The following is a 26,616-nucleotide window of genomic DNA, read 5'->3' as shown; positions in this document are numbered from 1 at the left end:
GGAATCATATGAAGAAGAACTTGCTGCTCGGACTTGGGGCATCAGCAATCGTTGCGATGACTCTTACGGCATGCGGCGGCACTACGCCGGCATCGCAGGACTCGACGGCGGCTGCGGCCAGCGAAACTGCCTCCAGCACACCGTCCCCGGCAAAGCAGTACACCGACGAAGAACTCGTCGTTTTGGTCGGGCAAATCAAGGCCTCTGATGGCAGCAGTCCCGCCGTACTTTCCGGTGAGGAGCTCTTGGGCCAGTACGCCTCACTGCTGGACGGCTTCGGCAAGGCCACCATTGAACCGGAAAGCTGCAAGGACCTGCGCACTCTTGGAGTTCCGCACGATATCTCCGGTTCGAGCATCGCGGGGACGGCCCGGGCCAAGGTGGGCGATTTCATCAGCAACGTATCGCTGACGTCCGGAGTCGACTCTGCCGTGCTGCAGGAGAGCGTGGAGTCAAGCAAGTCCCTGGCAGAAACGTGCCGGAAAATGACGTTCTCCGCGGAGGGAGAGGCAATAACAACCTCCACCGAAAAGATCGAAGGTGTTGGCGGCGTGCCCGGCACGGTGGCGCTGAAGACGCTCATGGTGATGCCTGACGGGAAAACGGGAGCGATCTACACGGCGCACGCCGTCAAGGACGGTGTCCTGATCTCGGCCACGGCCTCAGGTACCGAAGCTGCGGCCGGTGGGCCGGAAGCAGCAGGCGCGCTCATGGACCAGGCCGCCGCGCTCATCAAATAGTTCCGTGAAGGCCGTGCGGGCGGGTTCGTCCGCACGTACGGCCTTCATCGGCTTAAGGCTGCCCTGAGCAGGGTCAGTACTCGCCCTTGATCACGAAGTAGGACCCGCGGATGGTGCCGGCCAATTTGGATTTCTGGCGGGCAAACTTGAACTTTGATTCCAGTTCTTCAGGGACTTCCATGCCGTCGGAGAGCTTGAACCCGACGGCCCTTTTTCCCTCGCCAACGCTGTACATGACGTTGATGGACAGCCCGGACTCGTAGAAAACGTAGGCCATCTGAAGGTCCTCCACCTGGAAAGACGTGGCTTCCAGTGGCCGCGACTTGATCACGATGTCGCGTTCTTCCTTGAGGATCCGGCTCACCCTGTCCACCACGTCGGGGAGCTCGTCGGCGGGGCTGACCGTGAATTCATGGTCGTACTTGTTCTTGTAGTAGCGGGCTTCGTTGGCCCGTAGTCCTGCGGCGGCTTCCGCTACGGGGGAGGACTCGAGTCCCACAGTGGAAACGTTCTTGAAGTCAACGATGTAGGGCATCAGCTCTCCTGCTCGGGCCTGTTTGGACCAATGCTACTGGTGAGGCGGGCAGGAATGACTGTGCAGCCGTTTTGGAGGGTTAGCAGCCCTCGAAGTCGCTCAGCACCTTCACCTTCGCGGCTGAGCCGGAGGATGGATCGAACGCGTAGCCGATCCACTCCTTGGCCAGGCGACGGGCAAGCTCCACGCCCACGACGCGCTGGCCCATGGTGAGGACCTGGCAGTCGTTGGACAGGACTGAGCGTTCGACGGAGAACGAATCGTGTGCTGCCGTGGCCCGGATGCCGGGTACTTTGTTGGCCGCGATGGCCACGCCGATTCCCGTGCCGCAGAACAGGATGGCCCGGTCGGCCTTGCCGTCGCGGATCATCTCTCCGGCAGTGATTCCAACGTATGGGTAGGGGCGGGTAAAGTCTTCATCCGCGCGGTTGACTCCGATGTCGATCACTTCAGTAATCCGGGAGTCGGCCTTGAGGTCGGCCATGATCCGGTCTTTGTAGTCAACGCCGGCTTCGTCGGCGCCCACGATAATGCGCATGGAATTCTCCTAGTTGGTAACGGCAGCTACGGGAACTGCGGTGAAATGGGGTCCGACGGCGGTGAACACCATGGCGAGCGACGTCGCCCCGGGATCCGGCGTACCGAGGCTCTTCTCGGCCAGTGGCCTGGCTCGGCCTTTGAGGGGGCGGAGGTCAGCGGTGGACGCGGCAGCGGCCGAAGCGTCAGTCGCAGCAACTGCCCAAGCCTCTTCGACAGGGATGCCGGAAGCGATGCGTTCCTCCAGCGACGCAGTGAACGGAAGCAGGGCATCCATCATTGTTTTGTCGCCCATCTCGGCCTTCCCAAGGCCCGCGATGCGGTCCGCGAAGGCGCGAACAGACTCGGCGAGGACGTCCGGCGTCGGGGTCTCTGCATCACCCAACCGCTCGCCGAAGGCGCGGAGCCCGGCACCCCAAAGAACGCCCGAGGTACCTCCGGCCTTGTCTGCCCAGGCGTCGCCCGCCGCGATCAGGACCGAACCGGCTCCCGCACCCCGCTCGAACGCGGTTGCTGCCGCATCGTTGGCAGCTGCGGATCCGCGCACCATGCCGCGGCCGTGGTCGCCGTCGCCTGCTATCGCGTCCATGTCCCCTAGCATCGATTCGGAAGCCCGCAGCAGCGATGCGGTAGTGTCCAGGGCCGAGAGGCACTGTGCTGCGTACGCGCGGGACTCAGCTGTGGAGGAGTAGTCGGCAGCTTCGGTCGCGGAATCCTCGTGGGCGACCTCGGAAACACCGGCATCGAAGCCAACAGAGCCACGGCGATAGGCCGGAGTCAGGGCAGGTGCGGTCCAGTACTGCTCCAGCTCATCGTCCAACCAGGTCAGCGTCAGCGACGCACCGGCCATATCCAGCGAGGTCACCAGTTCACCCACCTCCGGCATCACCAGCGTGTAACCGGCTTCGCGCAGCAGGGGAGCGACGGTGCGCCAGAGGACGAAAAGCTCCTCATGCTTGGTGGAACCCAGGCCATTGAGGATCACGGCGAGTCTCCGGGAAGCGCCCGCCGGAGTTTCGGCCAGGACCCGGCGCACCAGTTCGCGGCCAAGTTCGACGGCGGACGGCAGCTCGGTATCGAACAGTCCCGGCTCGCCGTGGATACCCAGCCCAAGGCCCATCTGTCCCTCGGGAAGGCGGAACAACGGCTGGTCGGCGCCTGGGAAAGTGCAACCGCCAAACGCGGTGCCAATGGTTCGCGTCAACCCATTCGCCTTGCGTCCCAGACGAACCACTGCGTCGAGGTCAAGTCCTGCTTCGGCAGCAGCACCCATGACCTTGAAGACCACGAAATCCCCGGCAATGCCGCGCCGCTTCCCGATCTCCCCGGGTGAGGCGCTGGCAATGTCATCGGTGACCAGAACGTTCTCTGCCCGGATGCCCTCGGCGTTCAGGCGTTCGCTGGCCATGCCGAAGTTCATGACATCGCCGGCGTAGTTGCCGTACGTGAAGACGACGCCGGCACCGGAGTCGGCGGCCTTGGCCACGGAGTAGGCCTGCTGAGATGACGGGGAGGTGAAGATGTTTCCCACCACTGCACCGTCAGCAAAGCCCGGCCCGATCATGCCGGCGAAGGCCGGGTAGTGTCCTGAACCGCCGCCGGTGATGACAGCGACCTTCGGCGAGGCGGGGCGGTTGCGACGGACGGCGCCGCCTTCCACCTGCCGGACGAGGTCCGAGTGGGCGTCGCAGAAACCGGCAAGGGCTTCATCGGCGAAGTCGGCGGGGTCGTTGAAGATTTTGGTCATGGTGGGTCCTGGGTTTCCTTCGAGCAGCCCGAATCAGTGGATGTGGCTGCCGCCGTTGATGTCGATGGTGGTGCCGGTGAGGTACGCGGAGTCCTCGGAGGAGAGGAACGTGATCACAGCGGCGACTTCCTCCGTGGTGGCGTTGCGGCCCAAGGGGATTCCGGCGTTGATGGCGGCTTCCTGCTCTTCGGTGCTGCCGACCCGGATGTTGGTGTCCACAGCGCCGGGGGTGATGGCATTGACGGTCACTCCGGTGTCGCCGATTTCGCGGGCGAGTGCCTTGGTGAAGCCGAGAATGGCGGCCTTGGCTGCGGAGTAGGGAACCTTGCCAAAGACGCCGCCGCCGCGCTGTGCGGAGACCGAGGACATGTTGACGATGCGGCCCCAACCGTTGGCGATCATGTCCGGCAGGAACGCCTTGGTGACCAGGTAGGTGCCGGTGGCGTTGACGTCCATGACCTTGTGCCACAGCTCGAGCGTGGTTTCCAGGAACGGGACCGGTGAGGTGATGCCGGCGATGTTCGCCAGTGCTCCGACGGGCGGGAGGTTTCCGGCGGTGACTTCTGCAGCGACGGCGGCCTGCGCTGCGGTGACTGAAGCTTCATTGGCAACGTCGATTTCGTAGCCGAAGGCGGGAACGTTGAATTCGTTGGCGATCTCGGCGGCGACCTTGGCGGACTTCTCGCCGTCGAGGTCCAGGATCACAATGCCCCAGCCCTGGTGGGCATAACGGCGGGCGGTGGTGAGGCCGATGCCGCGGTCGGATGTAGCCCCGGTGAGGACGGCGGTGCGCTGGATGGTGGTCATGGTGCTCCTTGAATATGAGGTAACGCGGTTTAGATGAGGTCTGAGATGTAGCTGGCCGCTTTGGCTGCAGCCGCGGGGCGTTCATCGTGGGTGACGTCCCGGGTTTCGAGTTCCAGGGAGAAGTGGCCGGTATAGCCAACGTCCCCCAAGGCCGAAAGGCCGGCAGCGAAGTCTGCTTGTCCGTTGCCGATGCTGAGGTTGATGTTCCCGGGCTCGTTTGCGGTCGCTGGAACCGCGTCACGTAGGTGGACGTGCTTTATCCGTGCGGAGAAGCGGTCCACGAAATCCGCGGGGTCGCCTCCGGACGCGACGATGTGGCTGAAGTCCATGACGATCCCGACGTCGGAACCGGCAAGGCGGTCGGCGAGCAGCTGCGCGCGTTCGGTGTTCCAGCACAGCCGGTAGTAGTGCAGGGATTCGGTCCACAGCTCGACGCCGAACTCCTTGGCACGGGCAGAGGCGTGAATTAGTTGAGCTGCGACAGCGTCGATGTCTTCTTCCAGGCCCCGCAAAGGATCGTGGTCGATCGCACCGCACGGCAGGACAAGTGATTTGGCGCCGGTCTTGGCCGCCAGAGTGAGCAGCATCCCGAGGTGTCGTTCGCGCGCTTCCCGGGCGCCGGCGTCGAGCGTTGCGTTCAGGTCGCCGACGTCGCCGTTGACCGAGCGGACGCGCAGTCCCGAGCTGTTGACGACGGCGGCAACCGCCTCCACTGCCTCGGCGTCCAGTATGTAAGGCACATGGTCACAGACGCCGGGGAGCGCGCCGAGGTCGATTTCCTCGAAGCCGAGGCCACGCATGGTGTGCAGGGCTGTGGCCAGGTCCTGGTGGCGGAAGCTGATCGACGAACAGCCAAGTCGTTGATGAAACATCGTCGTTTGATCCTCGTGTCGAGCCCCTCGACGGAGAGGGGCCTTAGTGATGGAGACCACGTTAGCTAGGTTGACTGTCAACAGTCAACCTCCTAAGTTGACTGTTGACATTGCTGGTGGTGTCGGTCACAGTTGACGTATTATGTTGACTGTCGACAGTGGGGTTGCCGAAGACGCACCGCACTCTTGAAAGGGAAAGACACACATGAGCAATGAAGCTCTGACCATGCGTGGTCCGGTTCATGGAACCAAGGAAGCAAAGCGCGTCGCCGTCGGTTCCGGCGTTGGCGCAGTCATCGAAACCTACGACTTCATCGGTTTCGGCACAGCCGCAGCACTGTACTTCGGTACGGCGTTCTTCCCGGGCGCTGACCCGGTAACCGGCACCCTGGCCTCCTTCGCGACCCTCGGCGTCGGCTTCGCTGCCCGTCCACTGGGTGGCATCATCGGCGGCCATCTCGGCGACAAGCTCGGCCGCAAGCCGGTGCTGGTGGCCTCCCTCATCCTTATGGGTCTGGCGACGTTCGCGATCGGCCTCCTGCCCACCTACCAGCAGGTTGGCCTGCTGGCTCCGGCTCTCCTGGTCCTCGTCCGCGTCATCCAAGGCCTGGCCTTCGGCGCTGAATGGGGCGGCGCCATCCTGATGAGCTACGAGCACGCACCCTGGCGGAAGAAGGGCCAGTTCACGGGAATCGTGCAGGCCGGCTTCCCCGTCGGCCTGCTCCTCGCCAACCTGGTGTTCCTGAGCAGCGTGGGCCTGGGATCCGAGTGGGCATGGCGTGTACCGTTCCTGGCCAGCATCGTGCTGGTTGCCGTCGGTCTCATCATCCGTTCAAAGGTTCCCGAGTCCCCGGTTTTCGAAGACGTCAAGAAGTCGGGCGACATCGTGAAGTCCCCCATTGTCGAGGTCATCAAGACCGATTGGCGCAACATCGTGCGGGGCATCGGCCTCCGCATCGCTGAGACAGCCGGCTACGCCGTGTCGGTGACCTACATGATTTCCTACCTGCACACCAACAAGCTGGCTGACAAGACCGAAACCCTGGTGGCGCTCTGTGTCGCCGCAGGAATCGGAATTTTCGCCACGTACTTCTGGGGCAAACTGACAGACAAGGTTGGCCGCCGCCCCGTCTACGTGTGGTCCACGGCCTTCGCAGTGGTGTTCGGTATCCCCATGTTCATGCTGGTCAACACTGGCCTGTTCTTCCTGATCATCGCCACTATCGTGGTGGCCTACGCGGTTTGCCAGAACTCCCTCGCCGGCGCCCAGGGTGCATGGTTCCCCGAGTTGTTCCAGGCCAAGACCCGCTCCTCCGGGGCGTCGCTGTCCTACCAGATCTCGGCCATGGTCTCCGGGTTCACCCCCTTTATCACCACCCTGCTGTTCGTCAGCATGGGATGGATGGGGCCGGCGCTTCTCTTCAGCGTCTATGGAGCCATCGGTCTCTGGGCAGCCCTGATCACCAAGGAAACCTGGGGCAAGCGTGAGCGTCAGCTCGCCGAAGAAGCCGCCAGCAAAACTCCCCAGACGGTAAACGCCTAAGCAACCATCGACGTCGGGCACGTTCTCTCCATTGGTACGCGCCCGACTCCGGAAGGAATCCAGTGACTATCTCATCCGTCGAAACGGCCGCCGTTTCCGCCCCCACGCCGGAGCGCATAGAGCGCATCCGCGCCGCCGCATTCCGTATCCGACACCACGCACTCAACATGGGCGAGGTCCAAGGCCAGGGCTATGTGGGCCAGGCGCTCGGTGCGGCAGACATGTTCGCCGCTGTCTACGCAGACCAGCTCAACTACCGCGCCGAGGACCCCCATTGGGCAGACCGGGACCGGTTCCTGCTCTCCACCGGGCACTACGCAATCGGCCACTACGCCGCCCTGGCCGAGGCCGGAATCGTCCCGGTGTCCGAACTTGAAACCTACGGCTCGGACGATTCCCGGCTACCTATGTCCGGCATGTCCACCTACACGCCGGGAATGGAAATCTCCGGCGGTTCGCTCGGACACGGACTCACGATCGCGGTCGGCATGGCGCTGGGCCTGCGGGCGCAGAACTCGACCAACCGTGTCATCAATTTCCTCTCCGACGGCGAACTCGACGAAGGTTCCACCTGGGAGGCCGCCATGGGCGCCCACCACCACCAACTTGGCAACCTCATCGCCATGGTGGACATCAATGCGCTCCAGGCCGACGGTGCCACCAACACGGTGCTCCGCACCGAACCGGTCACCGAAAAGTGGGAATCGTTCGGCTGGTACACCCAGCGGGTGGACGGGAACGACGTCGGCGCGCTGCTGGCCGCGTTCGACAACATCGCCACCCGCAGGGCGGCTGCGGGATCCTCTGCATCCGGACAGCCGTCGGTGATTCTCTGCGACACCAAAGTTGGCCGCGGGGTTCCACTGCTGGAGACCCGCGAGAAGGCGCACTTCATGCGCATTGAAGAAAACGAATGGCAGATCTGCCGCGATCAATTGACTGCAGGATACGAAGGGGCGGCTTCAGCATGAGCACCACCACAACAGCAAAGCCGAAGCTCAAGACCTCGGCGATGATCGCATCCTTCGCTGATCCCGGCCAGAAGACCACGTCAGCTCCGTTCGGGCACGCGCTGGTTAGGGCCGCTGAGGCGGACTCCCGGATTGTCGGGCTCACCGCTGACCTGGGCAAGTACACGGACATGCACATTTTCGCCAAGGCGTTTCCTGAGCGCTTCTTCCAGATGGGCATGGCTGAGCAGCTCCTCTTCGGCGCAGCCGCGGGCATGGCCGAAACGGGACTGGTCCCGTTCGCATCCACCTACTCGGTGTTCGCTGCCCGGCGTGCATATGACTTCCTGTGCCTGGACATCGCGGAACCAAACCTGAACGTAAACATTGTGGGCGGCCTCCCCGGCCTGACCACCGGCTACGGACCCAGCCACCAGGCCACCGAGGACATGGCGATCTTCCGCGGCATGCCCAACCTGACCATCGTGGACCCCTGCGACTCCGTTGACATCGAACAGGCGGTTCCGCAGCTCGCTGCCTCGGACGGGCCCACGTACCTGCGGCTCCTGCGCGGCAATGTGCCCACCGTCCTGGACGAGTACGACTATAAGTTTGAGCTCGGTAAAGCCAAGGTTTTGCGCGGCGGGAACGACGTCGTCTTCGTGTCTTCCGGTCTGATGACCATGCGTGCCCTGCAGGCGGCGGATGCGTTGGCGAAGCACAACGTGGACGTGGCCGTAGTGCACACGCCCACCATCAAGCCCTTCGATTCCGCCACCGTGCTGGCTGAGCTGAACACGGACCGGCTGGCCGTCACCCTGGAGAACCACACGGTTGTTGGCGGTTTGTTCGAAACCGTTGCCTCCGCCGTCGTCACCGCCGGGCTCGGCAAGCGCGTGGTTCCCATCGCCCTGCCCGACCAATTCCTCGACGCCGGTGCGCTGCCCACACTGCACGAACGCTACGGTCTGTCCGTGGACCGGATCGTGGCCAAGGTCCTTTCCGAACTCGGCTGAGTTTCCCGGGAGTGCGGGACGGATATGACTGCCCGTCCCGCACTTCTGCCCGTAGTATCGACAGTTAACACCTGACTGTCAGCAGTTGCCCATAGAACCGAGGACACACCATGGCCGCCACAGCCTCCCTGCTGGGACTGGAGAAGAAGAGCCTCCGCGAACAGGCGCTCGCAGCCCTGCGGACCGCGATCACCAGTGGCGAGCTTGAGCCCGGACGGCACCTTGTGGAAACCGAACTGTCCGAAATGCTGCAGATCAGCCGCGGTACCCTCCGCGAAGCGCTGCGGCAACTGGAACAGGAAGGTCTCATCTCCGCCGGACCACGCGGCCGGATGTCCGTCAGGCACCTGGACGTCAAGGAAATCCGTGACATCTTCGCGGTCCGGGGTGTGCTGGAATCCTTGGCCGCCCGGACGCTCAGCGACATGCCCGATAAGGAGGGTGCGCTCGCAGAGTTACGTGCCGCCGTCGACAATATGGAGAAGGCCGCGAAATCCTCATTGGAGGAACGGATCGAATCCGACCTCGAGTTCCACCGCACCCTCTGCCGCTTGTCCGGAAACGAGACGCTGCTGCACTCCTGGGAATCCCTGGAAGGCTCCATCCGGATGTCCATCATGTTCGCCGGGCTGGAACGCGCAACCCGAAACATGAGCGTCGGCCGGCACCACGACATTGTTGCGGCCATTGAGACCGGAAATGCCGCCAAGGCACGGGAAACGATCATTGAACACATGAATGGTGCGGCGGAGAATCTGGTGGGTTAGGCAAATGACCGGGCCGTGTTGGGCTATCGGGCAGGTTGCCGGGCTCCAGCCGGGCATAGCATTGTGAACCATGGCACTGCGACTGGTTCAAGTGAATTTCAAGGCCGGGGACGACTCAGCCCTCGGGCAGTTTTGGGCGGATGCTCTCGGCTGGGGTGTTTCCAGCGAAGGTCCGGGGGTCACCAACGTGGAACCCCTTGATTTTACGTGGCCGGACCCTGCGGCTGTATGTGTGGACGTGGTCAGTGTTCCGGACCCCGAGTCAGTGAAGTACCGTGTCCATCTGGACCTTGCCACCACGTCCGCTGATCATCAGAGGGAACTCGTACAGCGGCTCAAGGAGCTTGGTGCTTCGCCTGCGGATATTGGCCAGGGAGAGGTGCCGTGGGTGGTGATGGCTGATCCTGAGGGCAACTTGTTCTGCGTACTCGAACCTCGTGCGATCTATCAGGACACCGGCCCCATAGCCACCGTGGTGGTCAACTGCGAAGATCCCCTGGCCATGGCCGATTTCTGGGGCCGGGCAACGGACTGGACCGTGCATGAGGTGACTGATGAGCATGCGAGGTTGCGCTCGTCCAAGGGGGTTGGTCCCTACCTTGAGCTTCTTCGTACCCCCGAACCGGACGCCCTGCCCAACCGTATCCATCTGGATCTCAAGCCATATCCCGGCGACGATCAAGCCGCTGAGGTTGCCAGGCTCCACAGCCTGGGTGCCCGCGATGTCGACCTCGGCCAAGGCGATGTGTCCTGGAAGTGCCTGACCGACCCCGAAGGAAACGACTTCTGCGTATTGAGTCCAGGGTGATCATTCCTGAGCGCGGCTAGTTCTGCGCGGCCTTCAGCAGGTGGTCCGGCAGTCGGTTTCCCGGGGCGCGGCCACGGATTTCGAGAAGTTCGCGCGCGTGCGCATGCAGTTTCTTGTCCTCCTCGGATACAGGGACCCATTGGGGAATCGGCACGGCCGTCCCCGTTTCGTCACGGGCCACCATCACCGTCAGGCAGTACGTGGTGAGGTTCATTTCCCGGGTCTTGGGATCGCCCGAGCGGACGTGGACCGCGATGTGCATGCCCTTGGCGCCGGTGTAGACCAGCCGGGCTTCGACTTCCACCACATGGCCGATCAGCAGCGGCCGGTAAAAACGGACACCACCGGAGAAGACGGCCACAGTGTCCTTGCCGCAGTAACGGGACGCGCAAACGTACGCAGCCTCATCGATCCACTTCATCACGATGCCACCGTGGACTTTGCCGCCCCAGTTCACATCGGTGGGGGACGCCATGAACCGCAGCGTGACGCGCTCGGCGGTTCCGGCGTCGGTGTATTCCTGGGCGTTCATCGCATTGACGATCTGCTCACGGACTTCGATGCGCGCCAGCGCGTGGTCCCGCTGCTCGATCTCGGCAGGCGTTGAGGGTTGGAACTGGGGAACGGGAATCGGCTTGCCGTCCGGACCCACAGCTACGAAAATCACCATGCATTGGCTGTGCATTGTCTCCGGCCCGCCCTTGGGATCCCGGGAACTGACCACGGTGTGGATGTGCATGGAGGACCGGCCGGTATAAACGATCGTTGAGGTCACTTCAACCATATCGCCGCTGTTCACGGGGTCGGTGAAGTGGATGTTGCCCACACAGGCGGTGACGCAATAGGACTTGGCCCATCCCACCGCCGCTGCGTAAGCCGCTTTGTCCACCCATTCAAGGACGGTCCCGGCATCAACGGATCCGCTGTGCCCAACGTCCGTGGGGGCTGCCAGGAAGCGGAGGGTCACAGAGTTGCCGGCGTCTTCGCTCATGCTCGAAGTTTACTGGTGCCATGTTTCTGTTACGTGACTAAGACTGCGCCCGCTGGATGCCCAGGGTGGCAATGAGGTCCTCATGGATTTCGAACCAGACGTGGTGGAAAGAGTCGCGGTCTGTACCCGTCAGCCAGGAGGCGTCCTCGGTTGAGAACTTGAGGGCCCGCAGGAGCCGGTCCGAATAGCCGCCGAACCGCGGAAGGCTTCGCATGAGCTGCGCTTCCAGGGGGCGCCACGCCGCCAAGGCTCCAATCAGCACATCCGTGGCTTCCTGATTGGAGGAAATCCCCAGCTGAAGAGTGCCGCAGGCGTTGACGACTCCATCATTGAACTCCGTAAAGTCCTCGTGCACCGCCAGGACCCGGGATCGTGCACCTGCCAGGTCCAGCTCCTCGGCGAGCAGCCGTTCGTTCTCCGCCCTGCCGGCCCCGGAGAGCAACCAGCCGCTGGTACCGGCGAAGGTGCTGCGCGAAACAAAGCCGTTCACACCGGCGTCGATGAGGGCGGACTCCACCACGCTTGGGTCCTGGGCAAAGCGCGCCGCTACGGCTTCTGTGTCAGCGAATCCCAACAGGCGCACGGCGTGCAAGATGAGGAGGCTCATTGCATGCCCGCCAAGGTGACCGTCCCGGTCGAACCATCAACAGTCACAACGCTGCCGTCAGGCACAAGCTCCAACGCAGCGTGCACTCCCAGGACGGCCGGAATGCCGTATTCCCTCGCGACGATCGCGGCATGGGACAGCATTCCTCCTGTTTCGGTGACCACTGCCGAAGCCATCCCGAACAGAGGCGTCCATGCGGGATCAGTGGTGCGGCAAACCAGTACGTCTCCGGTCCGGAAACGGGCGAAATCATCGGGCCCCTGGATCAGGCTGGCCATCCCCCTGGCACTGCCGGCGCTCGCTGCGGTTCCGTTCAGGACTACCGCCCTTGTCACTTGGCGGCACCTGTTCCTGGGCGGTCGGACAGCCGGTCCAGCCGCTGCTGCGCGGCCTGCGCGGAACGGAGCCCAAGGCTCTCCGCGATCTGCGGCCAGGTCAGCCCTTCCGCCCGGGCCAGAAACAGGAGTGCAGTTTCGACGGCGTCCATCTCACCTCGGGCGGCGGGTATCAGTGCGAGGGCCGCGCGGAGATCGGAGGAATCCGGGGCTGGATCACCCTCCTGGCTCCGGAAACGCCACAGCACGTGCTGGATGAGGTCCATGGCGGTCGGTGGCTGTTTTTCGTGGAGCCAGGGACGCTGGGGCAGTGCGGCGGCGCCCCGGTCCAGGAGCAGCCGGGTCGCGTCCGTCTGCAACTGCGCGTCTTTCCCGTCTTGGGGTGTGGTGGAGGCGTTCATGCGAGCGAGCATCCCCCATCAACATCATGTTGTCAATATTTTGTTGATATTTGGGATTGATTTGCCCTCTAAATGAGAATCAATAGCATTTAACTCATGTCACATCACTCACACCCCACCCTTCCTGCCGTGCGCGGCCGTAAACGCCACTTGCCCACGGGCGCGGTCGCCGTCGTCGGGCTTTCCGCCCTTCTTCTTACTGGCTGCGCGACTCCCGGCGGCTCCGCTGGCAGCACAGCCGACGCTTCGCCGTCGTCGTCCGCAAAGCCCAGCCCCAAAGAGGCCGACGCCCCGACCCCTCGCCTGGTCTACACGTACGACGGCGGCATGGGAGTTCTGGACGCCGCCTCCCTGGAGAAGGTGGGGAGTGCGGACCTGGGTGGTTTCAACCGGCTGAATCCCGCAGGCGACGGCAGGCATGTTTTCGTGTCCACCGGTGACGCCTTCCGCCTTTTCGACGCCGGCGCCTGGACCGAGCCGCACGGCGACCACAGCCATCACTACGTCAGCGATCCCAAGCTGACGGATCTGGCGTTCGAGGCGAATAAAGCCGGTCACGTGGTGTTGCACGCCGGCAAAACCGTGCTGTTCAGCGACGGGTCGGGCAAGGTGGAGAGCTTCAAGAGCTCTGCGCTGGGGGCTGCTGTGGAGGACGGCAAATTGCCTGACGCCGACGTTTACACAACGCCTGAAGCGCACCACGGAGTCGCCGTCGAACTCGAGGACGGCAAGCTGCTGGTGACCCTCGGCAATGAGGAAAGCAGGTCCGGGATCGCAATACTCTCCGCCGGCAAGGGGCAGGACCGTAAGGAAATCGTCCGCAACGAGGACTGCCCGGGCGTGCATGGTGAGGCAGTGGCTGCCGGAGAAGCAGTAGTGGTCGGATGCGAAAACGGCATGTTGATCTACAAGGACGGGGCCATCACCAAGGTGGCGAGCCCTGATGCTTACGGCCGCTTGGGCAACCAGGCGGGATCGGAAAAATCCCCGGTGATCCTGGGCGACTACAAGGTGGACAAGGCCGCCAAGCCGGAACGTCCCACCCGGATTTCGCTGGTCAACACCGAAACCGCAGCCATGCAGCTCGTGGACATCGGCACCAGCTACTCGTTCCGCTCACTGGGCCGCGGCCCGGCGGGTGAAGCCCTGGTTCTGGGAACTGATGGCGGCCTGCGCGTGATCGACCCACTCTCCGGTGCCGTCACCTCAACCATCCCTGTGGTTGCCGCATGGGAGGAGTCGGCCACCTGGCAGGACCCGCGGCCCACCCTTTTTGTCCAGGGCTCGACGGCGTACGTCACCGAACCTGCGACGCAGTCACTTCACGCTGTGGACCTGAAGGCGGGCAAGGTGGCGAAGTCGGTGAAGCTTGATCAGACCCCGAACGAGCTCACCGGCGTCACGGGCTAGTCCAATCCTTGGGTCCCGCGTCGTGGAAATCGGACGCTCGCTCACGTCCCCTGCCTTAAACGCCGACGCTCCCTCACGTCCCATGCCTTAAGCGCCGACGCTCGCTCACGTCCCACGCCTTAAGCGCCGACGCTCGCTCAATTTCCTCGAGAAAGTGAGCGAGCGTCCGCGTGAAAGTGTTGTTACGTGAGGGGGCGTCCGAGGGGAGGGGCCGCTTAGGCCAGTGCGCGGAGCTTCGAGCCGGAGCGGCCGAAGAGTGCGGCGTCGGCCGAGATCCTGCCGGCGCCCGCCAGTGCGAGGGCCAGCGCGGCACCTGCGAAGAGCAGTACGAGTTCATACCCTCCGTTGGCCACAAAGATGCCGGCCGGAGCGTGCACCAGGAAGAGGGCCCCCAGCATGTCGATGGCCAGGAGTGCTGCGAAGACGCGGGTCAGGAGGCCGAGGATCAGTGCGATGCCGCCGACGAGCTCCAGTGTTGCCACGATGGGGGCCACGACGGATGCGCCCGGGACGCCCATCTGGGTGAAGGAAGCCTGGGTTCCGGCGATGGTGAATTCGTTGAACTTCTGCCAACCGTGCGCGGCGAAGAGAAATCCTGCAATGACGCGCAGGATGGTCAGGGCTGTGGTGGTCAAGCTGGACTTGTTCATGCTTCAACCCTTGCAGCCAATTTATTGAAGTGTCAACTAAATGTGGCGCACTATCACCGAATTCCCAGCTAATTACGAGGCTTCGCCTGAAGCCAGGGCTGCAGGAGCCGGGTGGTGATCGGCAGGAAAATGTACGTCATCAGAGGCGTCAGGATCACGATGTTCAGCAAAACGGCAAACACCAGCGGCCAATCCTGCGTCAACGGGTGCAGCAGGAAATTTGCCAGCAGGCTGAGCGGGAAGAACGGGAGGAAGATGCTGATGGCCTGCTTCCAGCGCGGTGGCACCACAGTTTCGGGCACGACTACCGAGACATCGCCAGGCCGCGAGAACCAACCCTCAATCCCCGTGTGACGTTCCACGCGGGTGGTCTCCATCATGTCCCTGGCACTGTCGATCCACCAGCGCCTCTCCTCGGAGTCCTCCCACGCCTGCAGCGATTCGGCGTCGGCGAAACGATAGAGCATGTGCCACTCGGTGGAATCCACTCCGTTGCGCACCCATCCAGATCCCAGGTAACCCGGCCACTCGCGGGCAAGTTCCTGCCCGGCATGTGCCCACGCGTTGGCTTGGCGGGTGTAGCCCGGAAGAATGGTGCGGGCTACGGAAACGGTGACGGGATGCTCATATGACACGGCCCAAATGTACCCGTCCCCCAGCAGACTAGGCTTGTTTAGTGCCTCAAACCACAATCGCCCCCGCCCGCTCCACCGCGCGCGAAATCCTGCGCCTGGCCGTCCCCGCGTTCGGTGCGCTGATTGCCGAGCCACTGTTCCTCCTGGCCGACTCTGCGATCGTGGGGCATTTAGGGGTCGACCAGCTGGCCGGCGTCGGACTGGCGTCAACCATCCTGCACACTGCGGTGGGACTCATGGTCTTCCTGGCGTATTCGACGACGCCGGCGGTCGCCCGCGCGATCGGCGACGGAAAGTTGGGGAAGGCTCTGGCCGCAGGGCGCGACGGCGTCTGGCTGGCCCTGCTGCTGGGGCTGGTGCTCGCTGTGGTGGGCTTCGTAGCAGCCGAGCCCTTGGTCGGTTTCATGGGTGCATCGGGCGATGTGCAGGGATTCGCCGTGGACTACCTCCGGTGGTCCATGCCCGGGCTGGCGGCAATGCTCCTGATTTTCGCCGGCACCGGTGTCCTTCGTGGTTTACAGGACACCCGGACGCCGCTGGTGGTGGCGACGGCCGGATTCGCGGTCAACATAGCCCTCAATGTGTTCCTGGTCTACGGGTTGAACATGTCCGTGACGGGTTCGGCGATCGGTACCAGCATTGCGCAGTGGGCCATGGCCGCCGTCTACCTGGTGATGGTGGGCCGTAATGCGCGGCAGCATGGTGTGTCCCTGCGGCCCGACTGGCACGGCATCCGGGCCATGACCAAGGTGGGCTCGTGGCTTATGCTCCGCACGCTGAGTCTTCGCTTGGCCATCCTCGCCACGGTCCTGGTGGTGACGGCCCAGGGTGCCGTCAATGTGGCAGCGCATCAGTTGGCCATGACAATTTTCTCCTTCCTTGCCTTTGCCTTGGATGCGCTGGCGATTGCGGCGCAGGCCCTGATCGGCAAGGAACTCGGAGCCCGGAACGCAGCCAGGGCCCGTGAACTGACCCGCACGATGATCCGCTGGGGTACGGGCTTTGGCGTGATCACCGGCATACTGCTGGCCGTGGCGGCTCCGTGGGTGGGATACATCTTCACGTCCGATTCCGGCGTTCGATCGGCACTGACGGTTGCGCTCTGGGTGCTCGCGCTCGGTCAGCCGCTGGCCGGGTACGTCTTCGTCTTGGACGGTGTCCTCATTGGCGCCGGCGACGCGCGCTATCTGGCGATTGCCGGCGTCGTAAATCTTGCGGTCTATTTGCCGCTGCTGGTGGCGGTCCACCAGCTGAGGCCCGGCGGCGAGGCGGGTCTTCTGTGGCTGTGGGCGGCGTTTGCGCTGGGTTACATGTTGGCCCGTGCGGTGACGTTGGGGCTGCGCGCGCGGACCGATCGGTGGATGGTGCTGGGTTCGCACTAAACTGGACGGGTGACTCTTCCATCGACTCCTGCCCAGACTCCTGCTGCCCCGCCGGCCGGACTGTGGAAACCCATCCTGATCCGCGCAACGGTCGCGGTGTTGTTTGGTTTGGTGACCATCTTCTGGAGTTCGCCGTCAGTGGAGGTCCTGGCGTGGGCCGTGGGCCTGTATCTGCTTGGAACGGCAGCGGCCGTGTGGATGTCCCGCGTTTTGCCAGTAGCTGTAGCAGTTGTGGTAGCCGCGGGCGGCCTCGGCGCATTGGTGACGCAGTCGGATCAAGGCGTGGCTCTTTCCGCCATGCTGGCTCTGCTGGTTCTTGGACTTCTTGAGTTCATGCAGGGCCTGAAAAAGCGCGATTCCGTAGCCCGCGACTGGCTCATCTCGGGCATTATTTCGGTGGGTACGGGCATTCTGCTGCCATTCTTTACTTCGCTGGGGGCGCACGCGCTGCTGGGGGTTGCAGGTGGGGGCGCCATTCTCTCGGGCGTCTTGTGGATGCTTTCCGGTCTGTCGCTGCGCCATGATTCCCGCACCGGTACGAGGACGCAGGCCTCTGCGCCCGGCGCCTCGCCGGAGGCCGTAAACTAGTAGTTTGGACGTTCTACTCGTTGTAGAACTTTTGCAGACCGGCGGGCATGTACCGCCATCATTGGAGGAATGACCGTGGCAGACCAGACACCAGGAGAACCGCGCAAGATGCGGACCTCGGTCAAGGGACCCCTCATGTTCTCCGCCTTCTTCGCCGTGCTGGCCTTCGTGGCCGTGCTGATCTTCGCTTCCGGCGGCAGCGCGCGTGTTCCGCGGTTCGACCTCGCGTTCACCGGCGCAGGCATCGCGTTCATTGTGAGCCTCGTTGTGGCCGCCATGCTGTCCATGAGCTACAAGGAGAACGCCGACCACCTCGGCAAGGGTTCCGGGGTCAACCTCAGTTCCAAGCGTCCGCATGGCGGGTCGCCGGCTGCGGACTCCTCCGGCGGGACTGAGACGCCCGACGCCGGCCACTAACCTTCCAGCGCTTCCCCACTGTTGTTGGGGGAGCGCTTTTTGGTGGGTTTGGCTGGGCTGGCGTTAGTGGGCCAGCGAAGCGGCAGTGATGCGTTCACCAGAAGAAATGCGAGAACGCACCAGCCGCCCATGAGCAGGCCGCCGTCCGGTGCCGAAGGAATGTAGTCGATCCCGTTGGGCCTTAAGGTCTCAGGCGTGGGTTTCAGGTACCCGGAAGCAATAAGGGCCAGGCCAGCGGCGGCCACGAGTACGTAGATTCGACCGTTGCCCGCCCACCAGCGGTTGATCGGGGGAATGAGGCGCAGGGGCAGACCCACCATGACTGCGAGGGAGATGGTTGCTGCCGGCACGAGAATGCCGCCCAGTACAAGGCCGATTATCACTCCGATGCCGTCGTAGTCCACCATGGTTGCCACCTGCAACATGATCCACGATGGGGCCAGGAAGGCGAAGGCCAGGGCGAGTTGGCCGAACCCGGTCATTCTTAGGCTTCCGTAGCGTTCACGTGGCAAATCGCGCAGTGTGGGGACTGGGCGATCCGCGGAGGGGTGGGTCACTTGGCCATCCTTCCAATGCGTGGTCGTTTTCGGAACCGGAGCGGGAACGATGCACTAACGACGAGGAAGTTGATGATGAGGCAGCCGCCCATGAGCATTCCGCCATGGCTCGTGACGACGTCGAAGTGGTAACCATCGATGTCGCCTATGTGGCGCTCGGGCGTGTTGAACCCGGAAATGATGAGAGTCACGCCGGCGACCGCCAGAAGAATGTACATGGGGGCATTCCCCAGCCACCAGCGGCTTAGCCGCCGGTTGAGACGCAAAGGCAGTCCGACGGCCACTGCAACGCCCATCAGGAAGGGTGGCCCTATCAGCAGGAAGAGGAGAGTTCCCAGGAACTCATACCCCGGACTTGCTGCCATCACGCATACGAACCACATTGTCGCCATGAAGGGGTATGCGATGGCCAATTGGGCAATCGGGGCCATGTCCGGTTTATCGGGGGGCCGGACCCAGGCGGTATTCGGAATCGGCGTCCGTCCAGCCGGAAAGTCGTAAGCGCCTGTATTCGGCTGTTCCCCCATGCCGCAATTATGTCTGGGTTATTCGCTTTCGGCGGCTTTCCGTGCGCGGTATGCCGCCACGTGGGCCCGGTTGGCGCAGTTGCCTGTGTCGCAGTAAAGCTTGGAGCGGTTGCGGCTGAGGTCCAGCACCACGGCATCACAATCCTCTGCGGCGCAAATGCGCATCCGGTCCATTTCCCTGCTGCGGATCACGTCGACGATGGCCATCGCGGCCTCGGTGCCCATCCTGTCAGCCAGGGGCGCTTCCGGTGTGGTGGCGTGCAGGTGCCAGTCCCAGTGGTCATGCTTGACCAGCTGTGGGAGGGCTTTTGCGTCCGCGAGCAGTTTGTTGACGGTCTTGGCTGCAGTGTCTTCGTCAGAGGTCCAGAGTGCTGCGAGTTCGCTGCGCAGGCGCTTGATGCTGGTCAATTCATCGGCCGAATTGGCGCGCGAGCCCGTGAACTCCTCGGCGTTCAGGAACGAGTTGAGTTCCTCCACGGTGGCCAGCAGTTCTTCACCGTTGGCGGCAGTGTTGATCAGGTTGACGACGCTGCGTAAGGCAACTTCGGTGTCAGGCGCAAATAGCACTTTGACTCCTTACATATTTCGGGAGTACTGTCATGACCATAAGCCCACTTTACTCCTGACAGGAGGCTGCTGTGTCAGCTCCAACGACGAAGGCTGATGCAAAGAGTTTCTTGGCATCGGGACTCGGCATTGCCCTTTTCTCTTCAGCTGTCTTCGGAACCTCCGGCTCTTTCGCCAAGTCGATGTTGGAGACCGGCTGGTCCCCGGGCGCCGCTGTTACCGTGCGCCTCACGGGAGCGGCGCTGATCCTGGCGATTCCCGCCGTCATGGCTCTCCGGGGCCGTTGGCATCAGCTCAAGGAAAACTGGCTCACCATCCTGCTGTTCGGCCTCATCGGAGTAGCCGGCTGCCAGCTTTTCTACTTCAACGCGGTAGCCCGGCTGTCCGTTGGCGTTGCACTGCTACTCGAATACCTGGCCCCGGTGATGATTGTGCTGTGGCTGTGGATCTCCAGCCGACGCAAACCGCGCGCACTCACCGCTGCCGGCGCGCTGCTGTCCCTGGGTGGACTGGTGCTGGTTCTTGACCTGACCGGCGCTGTGAAGGTGGACTTCGTTGGCGTCCTGTGGGGCATGGCGGCTGCCGTGTGCCTGGTGATCTACTTCTTCATCACCGCAAAGGAAAACGACACCCTCCCCCCACTGGTGCTCGCCTCAGGCGGTCTGCTGGTAGGTGCACTGGTGATGTGGCTGGTGGGCCTTTTGGGGCTTCTTCCCATGACGTTCAGCACCGCAGACACAACGCTGGGACCCTGGACCGTGCCCTGGTGGGTGTCCGTCGTCGGCTTGATCATCCTGGCAACGGTCCTGGCGTACGTTTCCGGAATCATGGCGGCCCGGAGCCTGGGATCGAAGGTGGCCTCGTTCGTGTCCTTGACGGAAGTGCTGTTCGCAGTGATCTGGGCTTGGCTCCTGTTGGGCGAACTCCCCGGCCCAATCCAACTGCTGGGCGGTCTCCTGATTGTGGGCGGCGTAGTCCTGGTCCGTGTGGACGAACTGCGCGGGGACCGTCGTGCCGCTGTCGTCCACGCGTTGGATCACCCGAACGACGTCGAACCTGTACCTTCGGGGCCCGTCGCCGGAGCTTCCCGGGACTGAAGCAGGGCCACGCGGCCGTGTCGGGTCGCCTTGCCGTGCATTGAAGGCAAACGCGGATAACTGCGGGTTCTGCTGTGAACACAAAAATGCCCGGACGCTTGTGCGTCCGGGCATTTTCCCAACTGTCTTAGTTGGAAGCCTGCTGCTGCTGCTCAGCGTTCTTCTGAGCGCGATCGCCGGCTTCGCGAAGAGCATCGGCAACCTTCTTCAGGTTGGAAGCGTGCTGGCTGTCCCACTCGCCGCGGAACTTGTCAGCGTCCGGACCCTTCCAGTCGGTGCCGTCGAGTGCACCCTTCAGCTGTGAACGCTGCTGCTCGATGTGCTCGGCACCTGCCTTCAGCTTGTTACCGAGCTGACGAAGCTGATCAACATCTGCACCCCAAATAGCCATGAGATTCTCCTTCATTTGTTCGGACCCGAGCTCTTCGGCATCCCCAGCGGCCTCCGGCTCATCCGGAAGATCCAATAGCTAAAACCTATCCCGGGAATCGCGAACCCGTCGATGGGCACCCCTCCCCATGCAGCACTGCCCATGGTTAGCATGGGGTTATGTGCCGGAATATCAGGACTCTGCATAACTTCGAACCGCATGCCACCAGCGAGGAAGTGGAGGCCGCTGCCCTCCAATACGTGCGAAAGATCAGCGGATCCACCAAGCCCTCCAAGGCCAACGAGGAAGCCTTTGCCGAGGCTGTCCACGAAATCGCACACATTACGCAACATCTTCTGGACTCGTTGGTGAGCCACGCGCCGGCCAAGAACCGGGACGAGGAAGCGGCCAAGGCAAAGGCCCGGGCTGCGGTCCGCTTCGGAACCGCGTAGCCCAGGCCTTCCGCGAAGCTATTTGCCGAACGAGCGCAGCCTTAGCGAGTTGGCCACCACCAGGACCGAGCTGGCGGCCATCGCTGCCCCCGCGATCATCGGATTCAGCAGCCCCAATGCGGCTACGGGAATGCCGATCGCGTTGTAGAAGAACGCCCAGAACAAGTTGGTCTTGATCGTGGAGAGGGTCTTCCGGGACAGTTCGATTGCCTGGACGAGCTGACCCAGGTCGCTGCCCATGACCGTCAGATCCGAGGCTTCGATGGCGACATCTGTGCCGGACCCCATCGCGATCCCCAGATCCGATTGCGCCAGGGCCGCGGCGTCGTTGACACCATCTCCGGCCATGGCGACTGTCGCCCCGGAGGCCTGAAGCTTCCGAACTGCCTCCACTTTTCCTTCCGGCAGCACCCCGGCGAATACGTCCTCCGGGGATATTCCGACGGCGGCAGCCACTTGGGCGGCCACGGCAGCGTTGTCTCCGGTCAAAAGGATCGGACGGATGCCCAGATCCTTGAGCTTCTGGATCGCTGCCGCCGAGCCGGGCTTGATGGTGTCGCTCAGGCTCACAATTCCAGCCGGCGCTCCGTCAACGGCGACCCAGATGGCGGTGGCGCCCCCGTTCTCCTCGGCTGCCAGCATTTCCCGATGGCCCGCTTCGAGGGAGATACCGTTTTCTTCAAGCCAACCCGAGCGTCCTACGACCACAGCCTTCGGGCTGCCGTCCAGCACAACCCGGCCCCGCACTCCGCCGCCGGGAGCGGAACTGAAGCCGTCCACGGCAGGCAGGGCTCCGGCGTCGGGCATGGCGTCCTTTGCCGCGGCGGCAATCGCGTGGGCGATCGGGTGCTCCGACGCTGACTCGACGGCACCCGCCAGGGTGAGCACTGCGGCGGGGGAATGCCCGTTCAGGGCTACGGTGTGGTCCACGGCCAGCTTGCCGCTGGTAACGGTACCGGTCTTGTCCAACAGGATGGTGTCAACGTGCCGGGTGTCCTCGAGAACCTGCGGACCCTTGATGAGGATGCCCAATTGGGCTCCACGACCCGTTCCGGTCAGCAGGCCAACCGGCGTCGCCAGACCCAAGGCGCAGGGGCAAGCGATCACCAGGACAGCAACGGCGGCGGTGAATGCGGCATTCAGGTCGCCGGAGGTGAACAGCCAGAGCACAAACGTTGCCAGCGCGATGACCAGCACGATCGGGACGAAGACCGAGCTGATCCTGTCCGCGAGCCGCGCAATCGGCGCTTTGCCCGTTTGGGCCTGGCTGACCAGCCGCCCCATCTGGGCGAGCGTGGTGTCGGAGCCAACGCGCGTGGCCCGGACCAACAGGCGCCCGGAGGTATTGATCGTAGCCCCGGTCACCGTGCTGCCCGGCCCCACTTCAACCGGCACCGATTCGCCGGTAACCAAGGAAGCGTCGACGGCGGAAGCGCCGTCCGTGACAACGCCGTCCGTCGCGATCTTCTCGCCGGGGCGGACAACGAACACATCATCCACGAGGAGCTGATCCGCAGGGATCTTCCGCTCGATGCCCCCTTCGAGGATGGTTGCATCCTTCGCGCCCAGGTTCAGGAGGGCCTTGAGGGCATTGCCCGCTTTGGCCTTCGCGTTCGCTTCCAGGTAACGGCCCAGGAGGAGGAACGTGGTGACAACAGCCGCGACCTCGAAGTACAGCCCCCCGCCGGACATGCTTTCCATGCTGGGGTGTTCGGTCATTCGCGGGTCGGCGAACAGCTGCCAGGCCGAGTACACGTAGGCCGCGATCACACCAATGGAAACAAGGGTGTCCATGGTGGACGCCAGATGCCGCGCATTGATGGCAGCAGCCCTGTGGAAGGGCCAGGCTGCCCAACTCACCACCGGCAGCGCCAGGGCGCCCACAACCCAGCCCCAGTTGGCGAACTGCAGGGCGGGAATCATGGAGATCGCAAACACAGGAACGGTCAGGACGGCAGCCAGGATCAGGCGCGGCCGGAGTGTCGATGCCGACGGACCGTGATCCATATGGTTTTCGTGCCCGGAATGCTCGTCGTGCATGGGCTCAGCGTCGTGATGATGATTGTGATGCTCATGCCCGGGACTGTTTGCCATGTCACTGGCGGCCGGGCGGGTATGCGGCGCGGGTGCCTGGCGCAGGGTGGCTTTGTACCCCGTCGCATTGACCGTGTCCACGATCTGCTGGTCCGTCACGGTGGCGGGGACGGTGACATGGGCTGATTCGAGGGGCAGGTTGACGCTCGCCTCGACGCCTTCGAGCTTGCCCAGTTTCCGTTCCACCCGATTGACGCATGAGGCGCAGGTCATGCCCTCAATGTCCAGCTCGATCACCCGTTGTGCGGGTTGGTTGAAGGTTTCCTGGTTACTCAAGGGAGCCCCCTAGGCTTCGTTGGCTACCACCAGGTAGCCGGCTTCTGCCACGGCCTCGCCAATTTCTGACGGCGAGAGTTCATGGGTGGATGTGATGGTGACGGTGGACAGGCCGCCGGGGTTGAGGTCGACTGCGACATTCTGGACGCCGCTAAGAGATTCGAGTTCTTCGCTCACGCTGGAAACACAGTGGCCGCAGGTCATGCCGGAAACGTTCACGTTGGTCTGGATGGTCTGGCTCATGGAGTGCTCCTTGGTGCTGAGTTGGATGGTGTGGTGGGTGGTAGCGGGGTTACCGCAGCAGGCGCCCGATGGCATCGGTGGCCTCCTTGACTTTCGCGTCGATTTGTTCGGCGCGGGCTTCGGGGTCGGGCTCGGAGGCAGCGCCAACGACGCAGTGGCCGATGTGCTCCTCAACGAGGCCCAGGCTCACTGCGTGGAGGGCTTTGGTGGCAGCTGCGACCTGCGTGAGGATGTCGATGCAGTATTTGTCGTCTTCCACCATGCGCGCGATCCCGCGGACTTGGCCTTCGATTCGTTTCAACCTCTTGAGGTACGCGTCCTTATTGCTGGTGTAGCCGTGGTGCGCGGAGGGTTCCAGGTCCACCTCGATGACTGGCGCATCCGGGTGGCTCAGTTTCAGGTCTGGTGAATTCATGTCCTCAACTTATACCCCAAGGGGGTATGCGTCAAGTACCCCCAGGGGGTATGGTGAGGAGGTGAAAGAACCCTCAATAAGGCAAGGTGACTGAATGGCGTCCGACGATCAGGCCGGGATTTTTGGCATGAAGCTCGACCCCGCCGACTATTTCCGGGCCAAGCTTCAGTGCGAGATTGACGTCATGGAGGTGGCCGAGGCGGACCCGGAAACGCTGTTTATCGTGGACACCCGACGCCGGTCTTCCTGGGACCACGGACATATTCCTCAGGCCGTACATATACCTACGGCGCTGATCCCATCCCAGGCTCCGGACCTTGTCCCCGCTGGCTCACAGGTAGTGGTGTATTCCTGGGGCCCGGGCTGCAACGGCAGCACCTTTGCTGCGCTCGCGTTCGCGGAACTCGGCTACTCCGTGAAGGAGTTGATAGGAGGCATCGAATATTGGATCAGGAACGGGCAGCCCGTTGAAACTGACGCGGGTATCGTTCAGGGAGCGCCCGATGTATTGGTGACAGCGCACACGGCCTGACGTGAAACGGGGCATGATGACGACTTTCGTACTGGTCCACGGCGGTGGTTCCACGGCGTGGGACTGGCATTTGGTTGGCCCGCTTCTTGAAGCGGCCGGGCATGACGTGGTGGCCGTCGACCTGCCCATCGAAGACGTTGATGCCCGGCTTGAAGACTACGCCCGCGCAGCGACGGCCGCCGTTGGCAAAGCCCCGCACTCCATCGTGGTGGGGCACTCGCTGGGCGGTTTCACGGCACCGTTGGTTTGCGAAAAGCTCCATTCCAACGGCCTTGTGTACCTCTCGGCAATGATTCCGATGCCGGGGGAGACCTTCGGCGAGTGGTGGACCAAGACAGGCCATGACCGCGAGACCATCCCCGACGAACCATATTTCAATCTTGTCCCCGCGGAATTGGTGCAACAGGCCACCGACAGGGAGCGTGACCAGCAAGGTGCATGGATGTCAGACCCCTGGCCGGGAAAGCATCCGAGCGTGCCAACCCTGGGGATTTTGTGCCGCGACGATTTGCTCTTCCCTGCGTCGTTCATGAGTCGCCAGATACGCGACCGGCTGGGCATCGAACCAGTGGAGATCCCGGGCGGTCACTACGCCACGCTGAGTCACCCGGGCGCTGTAGCTGGAGCTCTTGTCGACTTTGCCGGAAAGATTGGCCTCTGACTTCACGGAGCCTCCCTCATCCCAAAGCCTCCACGAGACACCGCGAGTGGTAACTGCACCGCATAGGCTTGGATCATGCTGACCCTGGTCCTAGGACTTCTCTTTGCGGGCCTTTTCCTTGCCTCTTTCCAGTCGGACCGGCGCCGGCTAAGGAATGGCGTCTTCCTTCTGGTTGCGGCCTGGTTTCTACTGCAGGCCCTCCTGGACTTCCTGATTGACCTGAATCCATGGTTCGAATGGCTGAACCTCGTAATTGTCGTAGTGCCCGTGGTCAGCATTTTCGTCTTCGCCGGCTTCTTGCTCGCGAACGGCGTCACCATGGTCCGCAGGGAAGGCCCAAGCATCACCAGCTTTTTGCCCATGGCAGTGGGAATGGCTGTTTTCCTGGCACCGGTGGTGGCCTTCCTCTTCGTGCTGAGCGGGCAGCCCGTACTGGCCGGCATCGCAGCCCTTGCGTTCTTCCTCTGCGCCTACCTCGGCTGCGCATTCGTGGTGTTCCTGGGCTATGCCGTGGTGTACTCCAAGATGCGCTTCAGCCCGAACCCGGCGGCGGTCATCGTCCTGGGTTCAGGGCTCATTGACGGCAAGGTTCCGCCGCTGCTCGCCGCGCGCCTGAACAAGGCTCTGGAAATTTACGACGCCGTCACTCCGGTCAGGCCCGTTTTGGTACCTTCCGGGGGGCAAGGCCCCGATGAACCCAGGCCCGAGTCCTCGGCGATGAAGGACTACCTGGTGACCAAGGGTGCCGCTCCCGGCGATGTGGTGGAGGAGAACAAAGCCACTACCACCCGCGAGAACCTTGCCTACTCCGTCGCACTGCTGGCCGACAGGGGAATCCAGGGGCCGCTGCTGGTGTGCACCAACAACTACCACGTACTCCGCGCCGCCCTCCTGTCCCGTCGACAGAAGATCAACGCAGAGGTGGTGGGTGCTCCGACCGCCAGGTATTTTGTGCCCAGCGCGTTCCTTCGGGAGTTCGTGGCCGTGATGAGGGACAACCGCGTGACCAACGCAGTTCTCTGCCTGCCGATGTTCGGGATTGCCCTGCTCATCACGGTCGCACTGATGAACTCTCCGGTGGTGTAGC

Annotated in this window: 33 protein-coding genes; 15 read left to right on the top strand and 18 right to left on the bottom strand. The window is 63.2% G+C overall.

What is annotated here, in order from left to right; translation table 11 throughout:
• Positions 1-8: 8 nt before the first annotated feature.
• Positions 9-740 carry a hypothetical protein gene (locus tag ACNAOU_RS21700; protein ID WP_189076605.1) on the top strand — a complete coding sequence of 244 codons (732 nt, stop codon included), beginning with the start codon at positions 9-11 and terminating at the stop codon, positions 738-740.
• A 73-nt stretch (positions 741-813) separates the two neighbouring features.
• Here the strand turns inward: ACNAOU_RS21700 and ACNAOU_RS21695 are convergent, their stop codons facing one another.
• From ACNAOU_RS21695 to ACNAOU_RS21675, 5 genes are all read right to left on the bottom strand, one after another.
• The gene (locus tag ACNAOU_RS21695; RefSeq protein ID WP_018779421.1) at positions 814-1,275 is read right to left on the bottom strand and encodes a hypothetical protein; all 462 of its coding nucleotides are present in this window, start codon (positions 1,273-1,275) and stop codon (positions 814-816) included.
• A gap of 79 nt (positions 1,276-1,354) precedes the next feature.
• Positions 1,355-1,813 carry a ribose-5-phosphate isomerase gene (locus tag ACNAOU_RS21690; protein ID WP_422757739.1) on the bottom strand — a complete coding sequence of 153 codons (459 nt, stop codon included), beginning with the start codon at positions 1,811-1,813 and terminating at the stop codon, positions 1,355-1,357.
• A gap of 9 nt (positions 1,814-1,822) precedes the next feature.
• Positions 1,823-3,559, bottom strand: coding sequence for a dihydroxyacetone kinase family protein (locus tag ACNAOU_RS21685; protein ID WP_422757738.1), 1,737 nt, complete (start codon positions 3,557-3,559; stop codon positions 1,823-1,825).
• Between the two features lie 33 nt (positions 3,560-3,592).
• Positions 3,593-4,366, bottom strand: a complete 774-nt coding sequence (locus ACNAOU_RS21680) for an SDR family NAD(P)-dependent oxidoreductase (protein WP_422757736.1) — start codon at positions 4,364-4,366, stop codon at positions 3,593-3,595.
• Between the two features lie 29 nt (positions 4,367-4,395).
• Positions 4,396-5,238, bottom strand: coding sequence for a sugar phosphate isomerase/epimerase family protein (locus ACNAOU_RS21675; protein ID WP_422757735.1), 843 nt, complete (start codon positions 5,236-5,238; stop codon positions 4,396-4,398).
• 205 nt (positions 5,239-5,443) lie between these two features.
• On the opposite strand from ACNAOU_RS21675, the gene ACNAOU_RS21670 reads away from it, so the two are divergent.
• From ACNAOU_RS21670 to ACNAOU_RS21650, 5 genes are all read left to right on the top strand, one after another.
• Complete coding sequence (locus ACNAOU_RS21670; RefSeq protein WP_018779416.1) at positions 5,444-6,781, top strand: MFS transporter; 1,338 nt, start codon at positions 5,444-5,446, stop codon at positions 6,779-6,781.
• 62 nt (positions 6,782-6,843) lie between these two features.
• Positions 6,844-7,752 (top strand): transketolase, encoded by a 909-nt coding sequence (locus ACNAOU_RS21665; protein WP_039243483.1) that lies wholly within the window; start codon positions 6,844-6,846, stop codon positions 7,750-7,752.
• Positions 7,749-8,747, top strand: a complete 999-nt coding sequence (locus ACNAOU_RS21660; RefSeq protein ID WP_422757734.1) for a transketolase family protein — start codon at positions 7,749-7,751, stop codon at positions 8,745-8,747. The genes ACNAOU_RS21665 and ACNAOU_RS21660 overlap by 4 nt, the downstream gene beginning before the upstream one ends.
• Positions 8,748-8,857: 110 nt before the next feature.
• Entirely contained in the window at positions 8,858-9,514 is a 657-nt protein-coding gene (locus ACNAOU_RS21655; protein WP_018779413.1) for a GntR family transcriptional regulator, read from the top strand.
• A gap of 70 nt (positions 9,515-9,584) precedes the next feature.
• Positions 9,585-10,322, top strand: a complete 738-nt coding sequence (locus ACNAOU_RS21650; RefSeq protein WP_422757733.1) for a VOC family protein — start codon at positions 9,585-9,587, stop codon at positions 10,320-10,322.
• Between the two features lie 16 nt (positions 10,323-10,338).
• On the opposite strand, the gene ACNAOU_RS21645 is transcribed toward ACNAOU_RS21650, so the two are convergent.
• From ACNAOU_RS21645 to ACNAOU_RS21630, 4 genes are read right to left on the bottom strand one after another with little or no spacing between them, the layout of a single operon-like run.
• Positions 10,339-11,313, bottom strand: a complete 975-nt coding sequence (locus ACNAOU_RS21645; RefSeq protein ID WP_422757732.1) for an acyl-CoA thioesterase — start codon at positions 11,311-11,313, stop codon at positions 10,339-10,341.
• Between the two features lie 37 nt (positions 11,314-11,350).
• Entirely contained in the window at positions 11,351-11,920 is a 570-nt protein-coding gene (locus ACNAOU_RS21640) for a hypothetical protein (protein ID WP_422757731.1), read from the bottom strand.
• A complete protein-coding gene (locus ACNAOU_RS21635; RefSeq protein ID WP_039243477.1) occupies positions 11,917-12,255 on the bottom strand; it encodes a PEP-utilizing enzyme in 339 nt (112 codons plus the stop codon). Before ACNAOU_RS21635 ends, ACNAOU_RS21640 begins: the two co-directional genes overlap by 4 nt.
• On the bottom strand, positions 12,252-12,656 hold the full coding sequence (locus tag ACNAOU_RS21630) for a hypothetical protein (protein ID WP_039243523.1): 405 nt from the start codon (positions 12,654-12,656) through the stop codon (positions 12,252-12,254). The genes ACNAOU_RS21635 and ACNAOU_RS21630 overlap by 4 nt, the downstream gene beginning before the upstream one ends.
• Positions 12,657-12,752: 96 nt before the next feature.
• Between ACNAOU_RS21630 and aztD the strand changes: the two genes are divergently transcribed.
• The gene (aztD, locus tag ACNAOU_RS21625; protein ID WP_422757730.1) at positions 12,753-14,066 is read left to right on the top strand and encodes a zinc metallochaperone AztD; all 1,314 of its coding nucleotides are present in this window, start codon (positions 12,753-12,755) and stop codon (positions 14,064-14,066) included.
• 215 nt (positions 14,067-14,281) lie between these two features.
• On the opposite strand, the gene ACNAOU_RS21620 is transcribed toward aztD, so the two are convergent.
• Positions 14,282-14,716 (bottom strand): DoxX family protein, encoded by a 435-nt coding sequence (locus ACNAOU_RS21620; protein ID WP_018779406.1) that lies wholly within the window; start codon positions 14,714-14,716, stop codon positions 14,282-14,284.
• A gap of 68 nt (positions 14,717-14,784) precedes the next feature.
• A complete protein-coding gene (locus ACNAOU_RS21615; protein ID WP_018779405.1) occupies positions 14,785-15,351 on the bottom strand; it encodes an antibiotic biosynthesis monooxygenase in 567 nt (188 codons plus the stop codon).
• 41 nt (positions 15,352-15,392) lie between these two features.
• Here ACNAOU_RS21615 and ACNAOU_RS21610 point away from each other — a divergent pair, with 41 nt between their 5' ends.
• From ACNAOU_RS21610 to ACNAOU_RS21600, 3 genes are all read left to right on the top strand, one after another.
• On the top strand, positions 15,393-16,733 hold the full coding sequence (locus ACNAOU_RS21610) for an MATE family efflux transporter (protein ID WP_422757729.1): 1,341 nt from the start codon (positions 15,393-15,395) through the stop codon (positions 16,731-16,733).
• 9 nt (positions 16,734-16,742) lie between these two features.
• Complete coding sequence (locus ACNAOU_RS21605) at positions 16,743-17,321, top strand: DUF308 domain-containing protein (RefSeq protein WP_422757728.1); 579 nt, start codon at positions 16,743-16,745, stop codon at positions 17,319-17,321.
• Positions 17,322-17,390: 69 nt separating this feature from the next.
• Complete coding sequence (locus tag ACNAOU_RS21600) at positions 17,391-17,738, top strand: hypothetical protein (RefSeq protein WP_018779402.1); 348 nt, start codon at positions 17,391-17,393, stop codon at positions 17,736-17,738.
• Here the strand turns inward: ACNAOU_RS21600 and ACNAOU_RS21595 are convergent.
• From ACNAOU_RS21595 to ACNAOU_RS21585, 3 genes are all read right to left on the bottom strand, one after another.
• Positions 17,735-18,295: a hypothetical protein gene (locus tag ACNAOU_RS21595; RefSeq protein ID WP_422757727.1), complete on the bottom strand. Its 561-nt coding sequence runs from the start codon at positions 18,293-18,295 to the stop codon at positions 17,735-17,737. The two genes, ACNAOU_RS21600 and ACNAOU_RS21595, sit on opposite strands and share 4 nt — an antisense overlap.
• A complete protein-coding gene (locus ACNAOU_RS21590) occupies positions 18,292-18,726 on the bottom strand; it encodes a hypothetical protein (protein ID WP_018779400.1) in 435 nt (144 codons plus the stop codon). Before ACNAOU_RS21590 ends, ACNAOU_RS21595 begins: the two co-directional genes overlap by 4 nt.
• A gap of 114 nt (positions 18,727-18,840) precedes the next feature.
• Positions 18,841-19,389, bottom strand: a complete 549-nt coding sequence (locus ACNAOU_RS21585) for a CGNR zinc finger domain-containing protein (RefSeq protein ID WP_018779399.1) — start codon at positions 19,387-19,389, stop codon at positions 18,841-18,843.
• A 71-nt stretch (positions 19,390-19,460) separates the two neighbouring features.
• Between ACNAOU_RS21585 and ACNAOU_RS21580 the strand changes: the two genes are divergently transcribed.
• Positions 19,461-20,486 carry an EamA family transporter gene (locus ACNAOU_RS21580; RefSeq protein WP_189076596.1) on the top strand — a complete coding sequence of 342 codons (1,026 nt, stop codon included), beginning with the start codon at positions 19,461-19,463 and terminating at the stop codon, positions 20,484-20,486.
• 127 nt (positions 20,487-20,613) lie between these two features.
• Here ACNAOU_RS21580 and ACNAOU_RS21575 read toward each other — a convergent pair whose 3' ends face one another.
• The gene (locus ACNAOU_RS21575; protein WP_018779397.1) at positions 20,614-20,877 is read right to left on the bottom strand and encodes a WXG100 family type VII secretion target; all 264 of its coding nucleotides are present in this window, start codon (positions 20,875-20,877) and stop codon (positions 20,614-20,616) included.
• Between the two features lie 158 nt (positions 20,878-21,035).
• On the opposite strand from ACNAOU_RS21575, the gene ACNAOU_RS21570 reads away from it, so the two are divergent.
• A complete protein-coding gene (locus ACNAOU_RS21570; protein WP_018779396.1) occupies positions 21,036-21,308 on the top strand; it encodes a DUF2277 domain-containing protein in 273 nt (90 codons plus the stop codon).
• 18 nt (positions 21,309-21,326) lie between these two features.
• On the opposite strand, the gene ACNAOU_RS21565 is transcribed toward ACNAOU_RS21570, so the two are convergent.
• Genes ACNAOU_RS21565 through ACNAOU_RS21555 form a run of 3 tightly spaced genes read right to left on the bottom strand, consistent with a single transcriptional unit; the run spans position 21,327 to position 24,336 of the window.
• Positions 21,327-23,678 (bottom strand): heavy metal translocating P-type ATPase, encoded by a 2,352-nt coding sequence (locus ACNAOU_RS21565; RefSeq protein ID WP_422757726.1) that lies wholly within the window; start codon positions 23,676-23,678, stop codon positions 21,327-21,329.
• A gap of 9 nt (positions 23,679-23,687) precedes the next feature.
• The gene (locus tag ACNAOU_RS21560) at positions 23,688-23,921 is read right to left on the bottom strand and encodes a heavy-metal-associated domain-containing protein (RefSeq protein WP_026267396.1); all 234 of its coding nucleotides are present in this window, start codon (positions 23,919-23,921) and stop codon (positions 23,688-23,690) included.
• 49 nt (positions 23,922-23,970) lie between these two features.
• On the bottom strand, positions 23,971-24,336 hold the full coding sequence (locus ACNAOU_RS21555) for a metal-sensitive transcriptional regulator (RefSeq protein ID WP_018779393.1): 366 nt from the start codon (positions 24,334-24,336) through the stop codon (positions 23,971-23,973).
• A gap of 94 nt (positions 24,337-24,430) precedes the next feature.
• On the opposite strand from ACNAOU_RS21555, the gene ACNAOU_RS21550 reads away from it, so the two are divergent.
• The 3 genes from ACNAOU_RS21550 (at position 24,431) to ACNAOU_RS21540 (ending at position 26,615) form a co-directional block, all read left to right on the top strand.
• The gene (locus tag ACNAOU_RS21550) at positions 24,431-24,868 is read left to right on the top strand and encodes a rhodanese-like domain-containing protein (RefSeq protein ID WP_422757725.1); all 438 of its coding nucleotides are present in this window, start codon (positions 24,431-24,433) and stop codon (positions 24,866-24,868) included.
• Positions 24,869-24,881: 13 nt separating this feature from the next.
• Positions 24,882-25,529 carry an alpha/beta fold hydrolase gene (locus ACNAOU_RS21545; RefSeq protein ID WP_422757724.1) on the top strand — a complete coding sequence of 216 codons (648 nt, stop codon included), beginning with the start codon at positions 24,882-24,884 and terminating at the stop codon, positions 25,527-25,529.
• Between the two features lie 75 nt (positions 25,530-25,604).
• On the top strand, positions 25,605-26,615 hold the full coding sequence (locus tag ACNAOU_RS21540; protein ID WP_422757722.1) for a YdcF family protein: 1,011 nt from the start codon (positions 25,605-25,607) through the stop codon (positions 26,613-26,615).
• Position 26,616 lies beyond the last annotated feature (1 nt).

The sequence above is a fragment of the Paenarthrobacter sp. C1 genome, assembly GCF_049315185.1.
Taxonomy (GTDB): domain Bacteria; phylum Actinomycetota; class Actinomycetes; order Actinomycetales; family Micrococcaceae; genus Arthrobacter; species Arthrobacter nicotinovorans.
The sequence above is the reverse complement of the archived record's forward strand: the minus strand, read 5'-3'. Positions and strand labels throughout refer to the sequence as shown.